Source organism: Nocardia sp. NBC_00416, assembly GCF_036032445.1.
GTDB lineage: Bacteria > Actinomycetota > Actinomycetes > Mycobacteriales > Mycobacteriaceae > Nocardia.
In genome coordinates this window covers 4,444,093-4,460,799 of sequence record NZ_CP107932.1, presented here as the reverse complement: position 1 = coordinate 4,460,799, position 16,707 = coordinate 4,444,093, and the positions used below count along the sequence as shown (strand labels likewise).

General features: G+C 68.2%; 16 protein-coding genes and 1 tRNA gene. 12 read left to right on the top strand and 5 right to left on the bottom strand.

Going from position 1 to position 16,707, the window contains the following annotated elements; translation table 11 throughout:
* The first annotated feature begins 97 nt into the window (after positions 1 to 97).
* The 6 genes from OG804_RS19135 (at position 98) to OG804_RS19110 (ending at position 5,996) form a co-directional block, all read left to right on the top strand.
* Complete coding sequence (locus tag OG804_RS19135; protein WP_328388383.1) at positions 98 to 1,510, top strand: S1C family serine protease; 1,413 nt, start codon at positions 98 to 100, stop codon at positions 1,508 to 1,510.
* Positions 1,510 to 2,064: a MogA/MoaB family molybdenum cofactor biosynthesis protein gene (locus OG804_RS19130; protein WP_328398533.1), complete on the top strand. Its 555-nt coding sequence runs from the start codon at positions 1,510 to 1,512 to the stop codon at positions 2,062 to 2,064. The genes OG804_RS19135 and OG804_RS19130 overlap by 1 nt, the downstream gene beginning before the upstream one ends.
* A 757-nt stretch (positions 2,065 to 2,821) precedes the next feature.
* Positions 2,822 to 3,496, top strand: coding sequence for an MspA family porin (locus OG804_RS19125; protein ID WP_328388381.1), 675 nt, complete (start codon positions 2,822 to 2,824; stop codon positions 3,494 to 3,496).
* A 78-nt stretch (positions 3,497 to 3,574) separates the two neighbouring features.
* On the top strand, positions 3,575 to 4,249 hold the full coding sequence (locus OG804_RS19120) for an MspA family porin (RefSeq protein ID WP_328388379.1): 675 nt from the start codon (positions 3,575 to 3,577) through the stop codon (positions 4,247 to 4,249).
* Positions 4,250 to 4,568: 319 nt separating this feature from the next.
* The gene (locus tag OG804_RS19115) at positions 4,569 to 5,243 is read left to right on the top strand and encodes an MspA family porin (RefSeq protein ID WP_328388377.1); all 675 of its coding nucleotides are present in this window, start codon (positions 4,569 to 4,571) and stop codon (positions 5,241 to 5,243) included.
* 78 nt (positions 5,244 to 5,321) lie between these two features.
* The gene (locus OG804_RS19110) at positions 5,322 to 5,996 is read left to right on the top strand and encodes an MspA family porin (RefSeq protein WP_328388375.1); all 675 of its coding nucleotides are present in this window, start codon (positions 5,322 to 5,324) and stop codon (positions 5,994 to 5,996) included.
* 144 nt (positions 5,997 to 6,140) lie between these two features.
* Here OG804_RS19110 and OG804_RS19105 read toward each other — a convergent pair whose 3' ends face one another.
* The 3 genes from OG804_RS19105 to OG804_RS19095 form a co-directional block, all read right to left on the bottom strand.
* The gene (locus OG804_RS19105; protein WP_328388373.1) at positions 6,141 to 6,842 is read right to left on the bottom strand and encodes an SAF domain-containing protein; all 702 of its coding nucleotides are present in this window, start codon (positions 6,840 to 6,842) and stop codon (positions 6,141 to 6,143) included.
* 140 nt (positions 6,843 to 6,982) lie between these two features.
* On the bottom strand, positions 6,983 to 7,306 hold the full coding sequence (locus OG804_RS19100; RefSeq protein WP_328388371.1) for an FmdB family zinc ribbon protein: 324 nt from the start codon (positions 7,304 to 7,306) through the stop codon (positions 6,983 to 6,985).
* Between the two features lie 128 nt (positions 7,307 to 7,434).
* Positions 7,435 to 8,037, bottom strand: a complete 603-nt coding sequence (locus tag OG804_RS19095; protein WP_328388369.1) for a 5-formyltetrahydrofolate cyclo-ligase — start codon at positions 8,035 to 8,037, stop codon at positions 7,435 to 7,437.
* 91 nt (positions 8,038 to 8,128) lie between these two features.
* Between OG804_RS19095 and OG804_RS19090 the strand changes: the two genes are divergently transcribed.
* The 6 genes from OG804_RS19090 (at position 8,129) to OG804_RS19065 (ending at position 13,322) form a co-directional block, all read left to right on the top strand.
* Positions 8,129 to 9,094 (top strand): UTP--glucose-1-phosphate uridylyltransferase, encoded by a 966-nt coding sequence (locus OG804_RS19090; RefSeq protein ID WP_328388367.1) that lies wholly within the window; start codon positions 8,129 to 8,131, stop codon positions 9,092 to 9,094.
* Positions 9,095 to 9,130: 36 nt separating this feature from the next.
* Entirely contained in the window at positions 9,131 to 10,390 is a 1,260-nt protein-coding gene (gene glp, locus OG804_RS19085) for a molybdotransferase-like divisome protein Glp (RefSeq protein ID WP_328388365.1), read from the top strand.
* An 11-nt stretch (positions 10,391 to 10,401) separates the two neighbouring features.
* Positions 10,402 to 11,052 carry a GNAT family N-acetyltransferase gene (locus tag OG804_RS19080; protein ID WP_328388363.1) on the top strand — a complete coding sequence of 217 codons (651 nt, stop codon included), beginning with the start codon at positions 10,402 to 10,404 and terminating at the stop codon, positions 11,050 to 11,052.
* A gap of 264 nt (positions 11,053 to 11,316) precedes the next feature.
* Positions 11,317 to 12,378, top strand: coding sequence for a divisome protein SepX/GlpR (gene sepX / locus OG804_RS19075; protein WP_328388361.1), 1,062 nt, complete (start codon positions 11,317 to 11,319; stop codon positions 12,376 to 12,378).
* A gap of 122 nt (positions 12,379 to 12,500) precedes the next feature.
* Positions 12,501 to 12,576: transfer RNA gene (locus tag OG804_RS19070), tRNA-Ala, on the top strand.
* A gap of 257 nt (positions 12,577 to 12,833) precedes the next feature.
* A complete protein-coding gene (locus OG804_RS19065; RefSeq protein WP_328388359.1) occupies positions 12,834 to 13,322 on the top strand; it encodes a DUF4254 domain-containing protein in 489 nt (162 codons plus the stop codon).
* Between the two features lie 56 nt (positions 13,323 to 13,378).
* Here the strand turns inward: OG804_RS19065 and OG804_RS19060 are convergent, their stop codons facing one another.
* Positions 13,379 to 14,788, bottom strand: coding sequence for a hypothetical protein (locus OG804_RS19060; protein WP_328388357.1), 1,410 nt, complete (start codon positions 14,786 to 14,788; stop codon positions 13,379 to 13,381).
* A 188-nt stretch (positions 14,789 to 14,976) separates the two neighbouring features.
* Positions 14,977 to 16,647: a WXG100 family type VII secretion target gene (locus OG804_RS19055; protein WP_328388353.1), complete on the bottom strand. Its 1,671-nt coding sequence runs from the start codon at positions 16,645 to 16,647 to the stop codon at positions 14,977 to 14,979.
* Positions 16,648 to 16,707 lie beyond the last annotated feature (60 nt).

Sequence of the window (16,707 nt, the reverse complement as noted above, 5' to 3'; positions counted from 1 at the left end):
CTCGACCCGCGCGCAGTGCGCAAATTAATGCGGCTCTCAGTTCGTTCTCAGTAGTGGTCGGCACCCTGGACAGCGGATATGAGCAGAAAGAGAAACTATGACCGAGGATTTCACCAACCGGCCGGGCCGGCCGGAATCAGGACCGGTGCCGCCCTCGACCCCGCCTCCGGAAGCGGCGGCGCCAGGGTCCGGAACGGCGGCCGGTCCCGCCGTTTCGCCCGGTCAGCCGCCGGTGGGCGGTGGGCCGCAGTTTCCGGGCGGGCCGCAGTTTCCGGTCGGACCACCGGCTGATACCGCCGTGTATCCGGCGGCGGGCGGGTCGTTCGGCGGTCCGCCGCCCGCAGACCCGGGGCAGTTCTATGCGGCGGTCCCGCCCCCGGCCCCGCGAAAGAGTTCGCTGCGTACCGGCCTGGTGGCCGGTGGTATCGCGCTCGCACTGGTGAGCGGCGGTATCGGTGGTGCGGTGGGAGCACTGGTCAGTGATTCCGGAGACGGGCCGGCCGTGACCAATGCGCTGGACGCGCCGGCGCCGGCCGTCCGGGACGCGGCGAATGCGCCGGCCGGGTCGGTGCAGGCGGTGGCACAACAGGTGCTGCCGTCGGTGGTGATGATCGAGGTCGCCAGTAATCGGGGGCAGGGAGAAGGGTCCGGGGTGGTGCTGTCCTCGGACGGTCTGATCCTCACCAACAACCATGTCGCGGCCGGCGGCGGCGCCAACGGCGATATGTCGGTGACCTTCTCCGACGGCAGTACCGCGACGGCGACGCTGGTGGGCGCCGATCCGGTATCGGATCTGGCGGTGATCCGGGTGCGCGGGAAGTCGGATCTGAAGCCGATCGATCTGGGGAGTTCCGCGGGTTTGCAGGTCGGTCAGCCGGTGGTGGCGATCGGTTCGCCGCTGGGGTTGGCGGGGACGGTGACCACGGGAATCGTTTCGGCGATGAACCGTCCGGTGTCCACGACCGGAGAGGGCAGCAGCGATCCCACAGTCCCGAATCCGGTGATCGACGCCATCCAGACCGACGCCGCGATCAACCCCGGTAATTCCGGTGGTGCGCTGGTCGACGGGCAGGGCCGGTTGATCGGGATCAATACGGCGATCGCGAGCCTGGGATCGTCGGGGGCGGGCGGTCAGCAGAGCGGATCCATCGGGCTCGGTTTCGCGATCCCGGTCGATCAGGCGCGGCGGGTCGCGGACGAGTTGATCAAGAGCGGTCATGCCACGTACGCGCAGATCGGGATAACGGTGCAGCGGGACGAATCCGTGCACGGCGCGCGCGTTCTCGACGTCACCGCGAACGGTCCCGCGGCCGCGGCGGGTATTCCGCCGGGTTCGATCGTGACCCGGTTCGATGACCGCGCCATCGATTCCGGCGACGCGCTGGTGGCCGCGGTGCGGTCGAAACAGCCGGGGGACAAGGTGACCGTGACCTATACCGACGACAAGGGCGGTGATCCGCGGACGGCCGAGGTCACCCTCGCGGCCGCCGCGGTGGAGGGAGGCCGATGATGCAGTTGGTGACCGGGGGCGGGGGCACGGCGATCGAGGTCGGCGCTACGGTGAGCGGTATGGAAATCGATGCTCCTGTAGCGGGCCGCGCACTGGTCGTGGTGGTCGACGATCGAACAGCTCACGGTGGTGAGGATTCGCTGGGTCCGCTGGTCACCGAACTGCTCACCGAGGCAGGGTTCCTGGTCGACGCGTCGGTATCGGTCGAAGCCGATGAGGTGGCGATCAGGAACGCGTTGAACACCGCGGTGATCGGTGGCGTGGATCTGGTGATCTCGGTCGGTGGAACGGGTATGTCACCCCGTGACGTCACGCCCGAGGCCACCTCCGAGGTGCTCGATCGCGATCTGCCCGGGATCAGTGAAGCGTTGCGCGCGTCGGGCCGGGTGGCCGGTTCGCTGGACGCCGGACTTTCGCGCGGGCTGGCCGGTATATCGGGCAGCACCCTGGTGGTGAACCTGCCGGGTACCCGGGCCGCCATTCGCGACGGTATGGCGACATTGGGCCCGCTCGCGAGCCGGGTGATCGGCGAGCTGTCGGGGCTGCTGGAGTGAGTCGGGGCCGAGCGGTATGAGTGAGGGCGAGACCCCCGAGGTCCCCCGCCGGCCACGGCGCCGGGCGGGGGACCTCGCGCGTGTGGACCGGGTTTTCGGAGAGGTCCTGCCCGCCACGACCCGGGACGAGTGGGATGAGGGGGGATCATCGGACTCCGTCGGCGACGAGTGGCTGCGTTCGCAGGTGCCGCCGCACCACGGTGGCGACGACTGATCCGATTGCGTTGGCGCTCAACGCTTTCCGTCTGAGCGGTGCGTTGAGACGCTATCCCCGGGGTACCGGGTCGGGGGATTTTCTGGAATTGCCCGGTATTCGAATGAGCGCGATTTACAATGTCACCCACGCGGGGTGTGCATTTCTTACGTTGTCGATTCTCTTGACGCTTTCATTGCGGTGAATTCTCGCAGCGGGTGCGCGTATCGAGCGGTCCGGGCCTGCGGTTTGCCTGCACGTGCACATCAGCGGCGAGTCTTGTGTGACTTGGATCACATTAACGTATAGCGAAAGCAACCTTTGTCCAACCTGTTACCGACCGTTTAATCTCGTTTACGCCGACCGCCGCAAAGGCGGTCCGGCGGGCCTCGGATTGTGGTTCCCGCCGGTCGTTTTCGTGTGCAATGTCCGTTTTGCGGTGTTGCATCGAAATAACAGCGGGTCACCTGTAGGTAACAAACGAGCGAAACACTGGTCGGAGCCGGAGAGTCATGTGTCCGAGTCTCGAAGGCCGCTGTTCGTCCGTAGATGATGAGGGGAAATATGAGCGAGAACCGCACCGTCGGTGTTCGTAATGGTGCCAGGATCGCGGGGGTGGGTGCTGCAGCTGCTGTCGCCGTCGGCCTGCTGTCCGTGGGCGCCGCCGACGCCGATGCTTTCGTCGCACTGCCGGACGGCCAGAAGGCCGGACCGGGCGTGACCGTCACCCGCAACGGTGAACATGCTGTCGTTTCGCCCTCCATGGCGGCCAACGGTGCAGGCCGGGTGGTCTGGGTATCCGGAAACGCGATCGCCGACGTCTCTGTCACGCCCGCGGGCGAGCCGGGTCCGAACAACGGTCCGACCGGCGCGGACGGCACCAACAACTCGTCGACCCACGGCGCCTCGCAGCTCAACACCGGCTATATCGTCGGCTGTCAGGTGAGCATCGGTGAGGACGCGATCGGCCTGGGCGCCTCCATGGGCCTGTCGGTCGACGGCGGTGGGGTCGGCGGCTCCATCGGTGTCGAGCTGGGCCCGGGCGAGGTCAAGTTCGTGCAGATCGATTACAAGGACATCCCGAAGCCCGGCCGGTACTCGGTGGAGTACCAGGATGCCGAGATCGAGATCCAGGGATGCGCGGGTTACGCGCAGGCGCGGTCGTACACGGTTGTCGAGATCGTCGGCAACCACTACTCGAAGACCACCCTGTACGGCCAGCCGTTCAGCATCGGCTGAGCTGCCGGGTCCGTCCCCGTCGTATCGAATCGAACGTCACTCGCGTAGTCCGCGAGGTTTTCCCTCGAAGGGTTTCTCATGATCAACCGCAAGAATCTGGCGCGCCTGGCTGGCGTCGGCGCCGCCACAACCATCGCTCTGGGTCTGTTCTCGACCGGCGCGGCCAGTGCCGACACCTTCATCCCGCTGCCCGGCGGCGAACTCGTCAAGACGCTGTCCGACGGCACCGTGGTGACCGTGCGCCTGGTCGGCGAATCGGCCACCATCAACCCGTCCATGGGCGCCACCCCGGTACACCGCAATGCCTGGACCTCGGCCAGTGCGCAGGTCGAGATCGCCGGCGGTGAAAACGTGGGTGGCCGGATCTACCCCGGTTACGTCGTGGGCTGCCAGGTGAACATCGACGGCGGCGGCGTCGAGGGCGGCGCCAGCGCCGACGCGGCCGTTTCCGGCGATACCGTCACGGTCACCCCCAGCGGTGAAGGCGGCGGCAACCTCACCGTCGGTCCCGGCCAGGCGAAATCGTTCTACGTCCTCGATATCGAAGGTCCCGACGACTACGGCAGCGAAGACCACGCGACCAACAACGGTTTCGAAGGTAACAGCGGTTCGGTGACCTGGTCGGATCAGACCATCGGCCTGAACGGTTGCGGCGGCTACGCGCAGGCCCGGTCCTTCGTCAGCGTCGAGGTCGAGACGGAGAACGTGATCAGCTACGTGACACTGTGGGGTAAGCCCTTCAGCCTCGGCTGATATCGGTCAAACCGTCATATTGGCACGAACGCCGGCCCGCCGCAGCTGCGGCGGGCCGGCATTTCTTGTTCCCGGAACTCGGCACAACCGGCTGCCGGGTCGCATTTCCCCAGCACCCGTCACTTTCCGGCCACCTGACAATCATCCGGTCGACACACCGCGTCGGCGGCACGGTATTCGAGTGTTCACCGGCTGTGTGGTTCCGGGTTCATCTGGTGGCTACAGCGGTCGCCCAAGCTCTATGGAGCCTGTTCTCGGGCCGCCCCGACCTCGTTCGCTGCGTTGTCGGGTGTCGCTGAAAACCTTGATGAGGGGAAATATGAGCAAGAACCGCACCACCGGTCTGCGCTTCGGCGCGCGCGCTCTGGGCGTGGGCGCCGTCGCTGCTGTGGCCATGGGACTGTTCTCCACCGGTGCCGCGAACGCGGATACCTTCGTTCCGCTGCCGAACGGTGAGAAAGTCGCGCCCGGTGTCAAGATCACCCGCACCAACGAGAGTGCGCTGGTGTCGCCGTCCATGGCCGCCAACGGCGCGGGCCGTACCGTCTGGGTCTCGGGTAACGCCGCCGCGGACGTCTCGGTCACTCCCGAAGGCGAAGCGGGCCCGAACAACGGTCCGACCGGCGAGGACGGAACCAACAACTCCTCGACCCATGGCGCTTCGCAGATCAACACCGGATACATCGTCGGCTGCCAGGTCAGCATCGCCGATGACGCGATCGGTCTCGGCGGCTCCGTCGGTATCGAGGTCGGCGGCGGCAGCGTCGGCGGCTCGGTCGGCGTCGAGCTGGGCCCGGGCGATGTCAAGTTCGTGCAGATCGAGTACAAGGACATTCCGAAGCCCGGTGTCTACTCCGTCGAGTACCAGGACGTGGAGATGGAGATCCAGGGCTGCGCCGGTTACGCGCAGGCGCGGGCGTACACGGTGGTCGAGATCATCGGTGACCACTACTCGAAGACCACCCTCTACGGGCAGCCGTTCAGCATCGGCTGATACGGGCACCGGTCGAATTCACCCACCCACACTTCTTCTCTCGCTGTAGCGAATTCAACCCCAGAGGGGCATTTACACATGTTCAACCGTAAGAATCTGGCGCGCCTAGCCGGCGTCGGTGCGGCCGCCACGATCGCGCTGGGCCTGTTCTCCGCCGGCGCTGCCAACGCCGACACCTTCATCCCGCTGCCCGGCGGCGAAATCGTCAAGACCCTGTCCGACGGCACCGTGGTGACTGTGCGCCTCGCCGGCGAGTCCGCGAACATCAACCCGTCCATGGGCGCCACCCCGGTCCACCGCAACGCGTGGGCCTCCGGTAGCGCGCAGGTCGAGATCGCCGGTGGCGACAAAGTGGGCGGCAAGATCTACCCCGGCTATGTCGTGGGCTGCCAGGTGAACATCGACGGCGGCGGTGTCGAAGGCGGTGCCGGCGCCGATGTGAGTGTCGAGGGCGACACCGTCGACGTCAGCCCCAGCGGTGAAGGCGGCGGCAACCTGACGCTCGGCCCCGGCCAGGCGAAGGCGTTCTACGTCCTCGATATCGAGAAGCCGGACGACTACGGCAACGAGGATCACGCGACCAATAACAAGTTCAAGGGCAACAGCGGCTCTGTCACCTGGTCCGATGAGACCATCGGCCTCAACGGCTGCGGCGGCTACGCACAGGCCCGCGCGTTCGTGAAGGTCAAGGTCGAGACCGAGAACGTCATGTCCGTCGTGACACTGTGGGGTCAGCCGTTCAGCCTCGGCTGATCCGGCTGTTCAGCCGATACGGCCGGGTTACCGAACCGGCCGGCCACAGGCACGGTAGCGGGACCTGCCGCGCGTTCGCGGCGGGTCCCGTCCGTGTGTCCGGGGCGGGTGTCGGATCGATGTGTCGGCGGAAAAGTCGACGAGTCAATGGAAGATCACGGTGAGTGCGCTGTTCAGCGAGGCCGCGGCCACCGCCGCCGCGCGCCGTGCGTCCATGGCCACCAGCACGACCCGTTCCGGGTGGCGGCCGGTTCCGGCCTCGGCGGGCGGACCGGACACCAGGACCACCGCGGCATCGACGGCCAGGGTTCGTGCGAGGGCCGGGTCCTCGGCGCCGGCGGCCACCACGTCCACACGGTCTCCGGCCCGCAGGATCTCGGCGAGTGCGGTATCGGCCAGCCGTACCGGCACGATCCGGGCATCTGTGATGCCCGCCGCGACCTCGGCGAGGCGGGGCCCGATCACCCGCAGATCAGTGAGTACCTCGCCCGACCGCAGGGCGGCGGTGAGCACCGCGCCGGCCAGCGGCGCCGGATCGCGGGCGGCGCCGTCGGGCGCGGTGGCAGGCGGATACGGAGCGAGGCGCAGATCTGCGGGTTCGAGGAGATGCCCGGGCGGTAGATCGTGCGCGGCGACCACGACGAAAACGCGCTCCCCGTCCGGATCACCGCGCAGGAACAGTATCGCGGCCGTGACCGCGCACAGTGCGGCCAGGATGCGCCGCAACAGGATTGCGTCGGCCCACGGCGGACGGTTCTCGAATGCGTCGCGCCAGGTCTCACCGGAACCGAGGCGGCCGCGGCCACCGGCGACGCCGGGGCGGAAGGGGGGCCGGATACGACTCATGGGCCGAGCGTATGGGCGTTATCCGGCCGACAGCCGGGGATGTGTGCGGCTGTGGACAACTCCCGGGCTGTGGATTGATCACACCGCGCGCTGGGCCGAGGGCCTGCCGTGCGCGAGCGGCCGGGGGTGCGGTATCCGACTCAGCTGGCGGCGGCGGCCGGCGTCGAGGAGGTGCCTGCCGAACCTTTGTCCGAACTCGAGCTCGAACCCTTGTCCGAACTCGAACCGGACGAGCTCGACCCGGAGCTGTCGGATTTGGCCGCCGGTTCGCTGGCGGTCGACGCGCCGCTGCGGCTGTCGGTCCGGTAGAAGCCGCTGCCCTTGAAGACGATGCCCACCGAGTTGAAGAGCTTACGCAGGGCGCCGGAGCACTCCGAGCAGACAGTGAGCGCCTCGTCGGTAAAGGACTGGACGACATCGAAGCGGTTGTCGCACTGGGTGCACGCGTATGAATAGGTTGGCACTGGGTCCTCCGCAGTATTCGAGACTTAGCACTCTACAGGCGACAGTGCCAACAGTGCCAATCGTCGATTGATTCCCGGATGCCGGCAACTGTGCCGAGCACCACTCTCACGCCCCGCCGGGCCGGTCGTCAGTCCCGTGGCACACCGAGCCGTCGCACGCCGCCTTCGGGAGTGAGTACCCAGTTCATCCGGATATCGTGCGGTTCCTCGGGGAGGCGCTCGACTACTTCGTCGTCGCGAACCACCACGATCCGCCGGGCCGCCGCATCGACCATACCGAGTGTCCGGTCGTAGTAGCCGGCGCCCTGGCCGAGCCGGACGCCGCGCCGGTCCACCGCGAGCGCCGGAATGAGCACGACCCCGGCCCGCGCGACGGTCTCCGGCGGCAGTACCGGACCGGTCGGCTCGAGCAGGCCGTACCGGGCCGGGCGCAGCGCTTCCACGCCGGTGAACTCCCCCCAGCGCAGCGGGCCCGGCTCTCCGGTCACGGGTATCAGCACCCGGCTCCCGGTGGTCCGCAGCGCCTCCGGCAGCGCGAGCGACCCCGGTTCGCTGGGCATCGGCACGTATGCGCACATCCACTCAGCGGGACCCAGTTCCGCGGCCGCGGCGGCCAGCGCCGCCGCCTCCGCCGCGCGTACGGATTCCGCAAGCCCCGCCCGGCGGGCGCGGATCGCCGCGCGCCAGGCCTGTTTGTCACGCTCGTCGGGCATCGGCACGGCGACAACCATAGGCTCTCACTGTGCCGGTTTCGTCCCGAAAGTCCGCGGCGAGCCGGTGTACAGCCGTTTGGACGGTGCTCTGGATGGATAGGGTGTGTATATGACAGCAAAGGCCGCAGAACAGGGCAACGAGGGCGTCTCCGCGCCGGAAACGGGCTTCCGGACGGCCGTCGTACCCGCGGCCGGGCTGGGAACCAGGTTCCTGCCCGCGACCAAGACGGTGCCCAAGGAACTACTGCCGGTGGTCGACACCCCCGGTATCGAACTGGTGGCCAGCGAGGCGGCCGAATCCGGAGCCCAGCGGCTGGTGATCGTGACCTCCCCCGGCAAAGACGGCGTGGTCGCGCATTTCGTGGAGGACCTCGTGCTGGAGAGCACCCTCGCCGAGCGCGGGAAGTTCCAGCTGCTGGAGAAGGTGCGCAAGGCGCCGGGGCTGCTGGATGTGACGTCGGTGGTGCAGGAGGAGCCGCTCGGGCTCGGTCACGCGGTGGCGCAGGCCGAATCGGTGCTCGACCTCGACGAGGACGTGATCGCGGTACTGCTCCCCGACGACCTGGTCCTGCCGTGTGGCGTGCTGGATGTGATGAACCGGGTCCGGCGTAAACGCGGCGGGTCCGTGCTGTGCGCTATCGATGTCCCCAAGGATCAGGTGAGCGCCTACGGGGTCTTCGACGTCGCGCCGGTCCCCGACGCGGTCAATCCGAATGTGCTGCGCGTCAAGGGCATGGTGGAGAAGCCCGGCCTGTCCGACGCGCCCTCTACCTTCGCGGCCGCCGGGCGTTACCTGCTGGATCGCGCGATTTTCGACGCGCTGCGCCGGATCGGCCCCGGCGCCGGCGGGGAACTGCAACTCACCGACGCGATTTCACTGCTGATCGACGAAGGACATCCGGTCCATGTTGTCGTCCACCGTGGGTCGCGCCACGATCTCGGTAACCCGGGCGGCTATCTTCGTGCTGCGGTGGATTTCGCGTTGGAGCGCGAGGAATACGGCCCTGCGCTGCGCGAGTGGCTCCAGAACCGGCTGAGCCCGGACTGGAACCCGCAACTCACCGCGGAGGAATGAGATCGCCTGCGGGGCGAGGACATCGGGAAGGGCTGGATGCGCTCTGTTGAGGATCAGCAGATCAAAGTGACTGCCGCGGCCGTCGCGCCGCGGCCGGTGCGGGTCGCGATTTCCGAGGCCCAGGGCCTGCTCTGTGCCGAGGACGTGGTGACCGAACGGCCGCTGCCCGGTTTCGATCAGGCCGCCATCGACGGATACGCGGTGCGCAGCGTGGACGTCGCGTCCGCCGGCGCCGATATCCGGGACGAGGACGGCGAACTGGTCGATCTGACGCTGCCGGTCGTCGGTGAGGTACTCGCCGGTTCCCGGCAGCCGATCCGGCTCCAGCCCCGGCAGACGGTCCGGGTCGCTACCGGCGCGCCGCTGCCCACGCTCGCGGACGCGGTGCTGCCGCTGGACTTCACCGACGGTGGTCGGGGTCGGCTCAAGGTGTACGAACCGGTGCGTTCGGGCGACTATGTGCGCCGGGCCGGTGACGATGTGCAACCCGGGGACGTGGCGGTACACGCGGGCACGATCATCGGGCCCGCCCAGGTCGGGCTGCTGGCGGCGGTCGGTCAGGACAAGGTGCTGATCCATCCGCGGCCGCGGCTGTCGGTGATCTCGATCGGCGAGGAACTGGTCGATATCGACCGCGCGCCCGGCCCGGGGCAGGTGTACGACGTGAACTCCTACGCGCTGGCCGCCGCCGCCCGCGACGCCGGCGCGGATGTGAACCGGGTCGGCATCGTCGACGCCGACCCGCGCCGCCTGCGGGATGTGGTCGAAGGGCAGTTGGTGCGAGCGGAAGTCGTGGTGATCGCGGGCGCGGTCGGCGGCTGGGCCTCCGACCAGGTGCGCGAGGCGCTCGAGGGTCTCGGAGAACTGGAGATCGCCCGGGTCGCCATGCATCCGGGTTCGGTGCAGGGCTTCGGGCGGCTGGGTCGTGACGAGGTGCCGACGTTCCTGTTGCCGTCCAACCCGGTGGGCGCGCTGGTGGTGTTCGAAGTAATGGTGCGGCCGCTGATCCGGATCGCGCTGGGGAGGCGTCAGCCCATGCGTCGCATAGTCCGGGCGCGGACCATCACTCCCATCCAATCGATGGCGGGTCGGAAGGGCTATCTGCGCGCGCAGTTGATGCGCGACGAGGCCACCGGCGAATACCTGGTGCAGCCGCTCGGCAACAGCGCGGGGGCGTCCTCGCATCTGCTGGCCGCGATGTCGGAGGCCAACAGCCTGATAGTGGTCGAGCCCGACGACATCGAAATCCGCACCGGTGACAAGGTTCGGGTCGCGTTCCTGGCGCAGCGCGGCTAGAAGTGGAATCCATGAATGTTTTCCGGGCCGCCCAGCATCCCGGGTGGCCTGCGCACCTCGGTCCGGTGCGAGTGCCCGCCGGGGAGGTGACGCTGCGTCCCGTTCGCTTGCGAGATGCGGCGGCGTGGAGCCGGATCAGGTTGCGGGACCAGAACCATCTGGAGCCGTGGGAGCCGACCGGGCGCGGCGCCTGGGACGCGCGGAACCACGCGTCGAATTGGCCGCCGCTGTGGTCGAGTTTGAAGGCCGAGGCGCGGCGCGGGGCGATGATTCCGCTGGTGATCGAAGTCGACGGCGCGTTCAGCGGGCAGTTGACGGTCGGCAATATCGTGCGCGGCGCGTTGCGTTCGGCGTGGATCGGCTACTGGGTGGCCAAGGATCTCGGCGGGCAGGGGGTCGCGACGGCGGCGTTGGCGCTGGGGCTCGACCACTGTTTCGGGCCGGTCGGGTTGCATCGGGTGGAGGCCACGGTGCGTCCGGAGAACCTGGCGAGCCAGGCGGTGCTGCGCAATGTGGGATTTCGTGAAGAAGGTTTGCTGCGTAGGTATCTCGATGTGGACGGGGCGTGGCGCGATCATCTGCTGGTCGGGATGACCGTCGAGGAACTGCCCGGCAGGGTCGTCGATCGTCTGGCCAGGGAAGGACGGTTGACGCTGCGGTGACGGGGTCGCCGGAAACCCGCCTGTTCGGACCCGGCGCTGGTGGAAATGTGACTCATGTGGCGTATGTGCACGGCGCGCCTGCCGTGTTGTACCCCTACTCGGAATTAACCTACGGACGTCGGTGGTGCGCCCTGTGCCATCGGTGGAGAGCTCGTACCACGATCTGCGAGACGTACCCGCGGGGAAGAACTCCGGTCTCGGGGCGCACACGGTTCATGGCGTGGGCTCGGACGACGACCAGGCGGGACGGAGGTGCTGACGACGATGCCGAATTCGATCCTGTGGATCGGGCTGGTCGTGCTGTGGGTCTTCGTCCTGTTCCCCATCCTTGCCGATCGGCATCCCAGAATCCGCCGGACAACCGACACCGCCCTGGCCACGCGGGTGCTGCATCGTGGAGATTCCAAACGGCGTAAGGGAAGTGGCCATGCCCGCAAGAAGCGGCCCAGCCGGCCCTACCGAAAGCGTCACCACGGCAACGATGCGGAGGATCCGATGACCACAGGGGCCGAGGAGGCCGATACCGCGGCAGACGACGAACAATCGGACTTCGGTGCGAAGGACCCGACCGTGGTCGCCGGGTACGACGACCGCGACGGCGACGACAATGCCTCGGACGCCGGGCTCGACGATGACTGGGACGATTCGGATTCCGAGCACGCCGAGCGGGCCGACGAAGAGATCCCGGCCGACGAAACCGCTTCGCCGTTCGAGGATGCCGCCCCGTCGTTCGAGGACACCGTGCCCGCGCGGATACCGCCTGTCCGGACTTCGACCCTGCGCGCGCCCCTGTCCGAGCCGGAGGACTACGACGAGGACTTCGTGCCCACTCGCCGCGGCCGCGGCGGGTACGACCCCGAAGCCGACGCCATTGCCCGCGCCGCCCGCTACACCTTCCGGCAGCGGGCTGTCGTCGCGCTCATTCTCGGCGCCATTCTGTGCGGCGGCCTCGCCGTCGCCGTCGCGCCCGTTTTCTGGTGGGGATGCGGTGGGGCGGTGCTGTCGCTCGGCACGTATCTGGGTTATCTGCGCAAACAGGTCCGGATCGAACAGGAGATCCGGCGGCGGCGCAGTTCCCGCTTGGCCGGCCAGGCGCAGGAATCGTTCGACCACGAGCCCGCCGACGATGAAACGGCACCCCTGCGCACCGCCCGTCCCGGTATGGACCGCGATACGGCCCGTGCGTTGCGGCGCCGTTCCCGGTTGCTCGAACCCGACGACGAGGATCCGGCATTCGAGCATCTGGACGCATATGACGCCACCGTCGCCCGGACGGTACGCAACCGGGCGACGGGCGGAGATATCCGGCGGGCAGCCGGCGCGTGACCGAGCGGCCGTTCGTCGCCGCGGGACCGCCCGCTGAGAGGAAATCGGCAGGTCAGGGCCCCGATTCGGATTCTGGTAACCCTGTTTGCTAGAGTGACACAGCGCGGTTCACCGAGCCGCATGGGGCTATAGCGCAGTTGGTAGCGCGTCTCGTTCGCATCGAGAAGGTCGGGAGTTCGATTCTCCCTAGCTCCACCATTGCAATGCCGAATAGAAATTGCCTCTGACCACGTGATGGGTCAGGGGCATTTTTGTGCCCGCAGGGTCGGCGCCGGTTGGCGGATAGCCGCGTCGGTGAGAAGATATCCGGTTCGGTGAGAGAGCGAGAGTAATCGGCACTCAAACTAGCGAACGCAATAGTGCGTTACTGCGGTCCGCATTGATGTCCATCGACTATTGTCATCCACTGAACAAAGCCTGTCCGATGTGCGGTACGACCGAATCGAGAGCCGATCATGTTTGAACAGAGTGTGATGGTGCCGGGTGACGTTCGATACGGGATGGAGGTCGCGCCGGTATCCGGCGGCCTGCCCACCGCATCGCAGATTCTGTCCAGTTTCCAGGGCCGGAGATTCACCGATCACGAAATACTGCGGGCGGCTCACGCACTCGCCGCATTGCATTCGCGGCGGGCGACCATGCGAGACGCGAAGCTGGTGGCCGCCGTCGACGATCGCCGCCGCGAACTGGTCGACGACATCGACGAATGGGTCGTCGAGCGAGCGCTGCACCGCGACGAGGAGACCGTGATCCACACCGAGACGCTGGGGGCGGTGATAGACCGCATGGCGTGGGGGTGGGCGGAGGCCAATCGCCCGATCGACTCGGCGGAGCCGCGCATCAACCACGTCCGCAAACGCTGGCAGCGCCTAGCCGAATTGGTAGACGGCTACACCGATCTGATCGCCGAGATCATCGGCGGACGGCGCCGGCTCCCGCACTGAACTTCCCGGCTCGCCGGCTCCGCACGTCGCGGGGCCGGCGCCCCGATCGAATCCGGTCAGCCGGCCCGCGAGGAGGCGCCGTCTTCCCGCGGTCCATATCGTTCGGCGAAGGCACGCTCGTGCTCGGCGATGACGGTGGCGGGCAGGCTCGAGGAGGTCGAATGCTCGAGAGTGCCGTCATCGGCCACATAGAACACCGCCCGGCCGATGGCCATCTCCCCGTCGGGAACCGGGACGTACAGCATCCAGCCGACGCTGAACCGCTCGGCGGTCAGCTGCGCGAGCGGATATCCGGTGGTGTCCAGGCCCCGGCCGGTGATGTAGTCGCGGACGTAGCTGATCGCCTGTTCCGCGGGCATCGGCTCCGGTCTCATCGAGACCAGCCCGGCCAGCGCGTACTGGTGAAATGCGCCATCGATATCGTGCTCGACCCCGAATACGGCGTCGAGCGCCGTACGGGTCACCGCGCCGGACTCGGCCGCGGATATGAGGACGGTCGTCGCCGCCGGATCGGCGGTGCCGCCGGATTCGCGGACCAAGCCGGTGACGATATCTCGGACGACCGCCGCCGTCCAGATAGCCGGTATCGCGGCGGCGCAGCCCTCGGCGGGCGGCGACTCTCCCCGGTACCAGCGCCCGGCATCCCACCAGTAGCAGAAGGACAGCAGCCCGGCAGCGGCTCGCGGATTCAGGACCTCGTCGGTCACCCAGCCGGGTGCGCCCGCGTAGAACTCCGGCATCGGGGTGTTCTCGTTGTACACGGCATCCAGTTCCGGAGAGTTCCACACCCCACCGGAGAGAACAGCTCGCCCGTGCGGCAGCGTGGCCAAGGTCGAGCCCGACCGGGCGGCTCCCTCGAATATGCCGCCCCACGACAGGATTCGCGGCCCCCACTCGGATCCGACGGCGACGAACGCGGCGGAAATCGTCGCCCACCGCGCCCGCACGATCGGCAACGGCGGAAACTCGTTCTCCGCGAGGACTGCCCACACTTGTTCGTCACGGTCGGCACGAACCTGAGCCGCTGCCTGCCGCGCGCCGCGCCGCTGCCGCTGTCCGTGCGCGGTATACGCGCCCAGCCATACGGGAACACGGTCGCGTGGGAACTGCTCCAGATCCGCGAGATACGCCTCCGGGGGAAGTAACTGAGATTCCGGGAACGGCTCCTCGCCGTAGTCGTAACCGACGTCGGCCTTGCCCGATCCGGTCAACGTCACCAGCATCCGCCACCACGGGCCACCCGACGCCGCCGACACCCTCCGGTGCTCGGCGGCCAGATTCAGCAGAGACTCCGAGGGATCGACGGTCAGGTCTTGCCTGCCGTCGGAGTATCCGACGGCAGCGGCCCGGGTACCCACCGTGAGCGCGAATGCCGCGTCGATCCGCTTCCATCCGGCGGGAACTTCGGCGGCCAGCGCCCAGACCACCGCTTGTTCGGTAGTCGGACCACCGGATTCGTCGGACACATCGTCTCCTTCGGCGGCCGTTCGCTGTCCGTACCTTCACCGGCAGGTCACGGAGGGTGGTGGTGCGCGCGGTTCCCGCGGCGGGCCGGCGCGGCCGAGATTATCAACCCGGCGTCGTCGGCTCCGCCCGTGGGAAGCCGGCCGGAGTGGGCGGTCCGGCGGCCTACCCGCCGGACGCTCGGGAGCCACTACGGAACCGTGTGCCCTCGCCCGCTCTCCACCATCAGGCGGTGTAGCACCTTAGCGGGTCCGCAAGCGTTCTCGGCCCGCAACTCGACCTGGGTGAACGCGTCCACCGACGCCGCCGCTGGATCGAGGCGTCCCCGCGTGAAACAGGCGCCGCTGAATTGGTCTCGCCACTCCCGATATCCCCGGACGACCGATGCCAGTGTGTCGCCGCGATTCCACGGGCCGCTGATCCGGTGGTACTCCGTGATCAAGGTCTGCTCGGCCAGTCGCCACACCGGAGGACCGGCCGCGTCCACCAATATTCGGCCGAGGTCGCGCACAACGATCGCGTACACAGGCCGGTCTTCGGACCCGAGCGCGGCCCGGCCCGGCCCGGCCGCGTCACGCAGCCTCTCGGCGATTGCCGCGGGTTCGGCGAAATCACCGCGCCGCAGCATGATCCGCGCGGTCGCCGATCCGTCGGTCGGCCGATCCCATTGCACGATGGATGCGACCCCGGCGGGCAGGTCGGCGATATCGATACCGCCGAGCGCGAGAAACGGGTACTTGCCGAGGATATCGTCGAGCGCCGCGGCGATCTCCCCGACCGTGTGCACGTTGATGCCGGAAGTCTCGAATCCGGTCAGCCGCAGGCTGTGCCGTTCGGCGAACGCGCGGGCCGCCTCCAGCGCCGCAGGGTCGGTCGCGGCGGGTTCGCCGACGGACCGCGCTGGTACCGGTTTCTCCTTCTTGCGCTGCTCTTTGCCATCGCGGGGAGTCTGTCCGGGTTGGCGGGAAGGCGGCGGAGGCGGCCCGGTGTTCGGTGCAACGGCCTGGCCGCGGCCCGGACCCGCCGGTGCTCCTTCCCGTCCCCACGGGGTGAGTCCCGTGGTGCCCCCGGCCGGACCTCGAGGTCGCGACCAGGGGTTTTCCGGCGCCGCTCGGCCGGTGGTCGAGCTCGGAGCCGGCGTTGTGCGGGACGCGACCGACGGATCGGTCCGGCCGGCCGGCTGCGCCGGCGTGGTCGTGGCCTGAACTCCCGTCGGTGCGTCGCCGCCGGGTGTCCGGCCGCCGGGCGCCGTGGTGGGCTGTCCGGTGGTCGCGCCGTAGGGCTGTCCGTTGGTCGTGTCGGGCGTGCCCACCTCGGACGGCGACAGCGGGCTCTCGGCCGCTGGTTGCGGAGACGCCCAGGGAGTGGGATCCGTCGGGTTCCCGGTTACCGGAGTAGTTTCGGTACCTGCAGTCGTGGCCGGGACCGTCTCCGGATATGCGGTGGGGGCGGTACTGGTTTGCGGCACCGGACTGCTGGTCGCCGCGCCTTCCGGGAGGAGTTCGTCAGCGTAGGGCGCGGTCGTTCCGGGACCGCCCCGGTCTTCTGGCGAACGTCCGTCCAGCAAGCGTCCGCCGTCCTGGTCCTGCTGCTGGAAGACGTCTGCGGCGTCGGCGAGCCCCGTGCCGACCCGGCCCAGGTTCTCCACCACGGTGCGGAACGAGGCCAACCCGTTGTTCAGCTCCGGCTCGTAGGTCTCGCTGAACATCCGCCCTGGTTCGTCGTCGCCCCAGGGCTGTCCCTCGGCGGCGAGTGAAGTCTCGAGTTCGGTGAGTTTCTGCTGCGCCGCTTCAGCGATCCGCGCTAGTTCCGGGGACAACTCGCGCAGCCGATCCAGATCAATTCGAAGTGGTTGCGCCATGCGACTTTTCCTTCGGCAGGTCCTGCGTTCAACGGAATAATTGTTCCCTGTTGTGTGGGG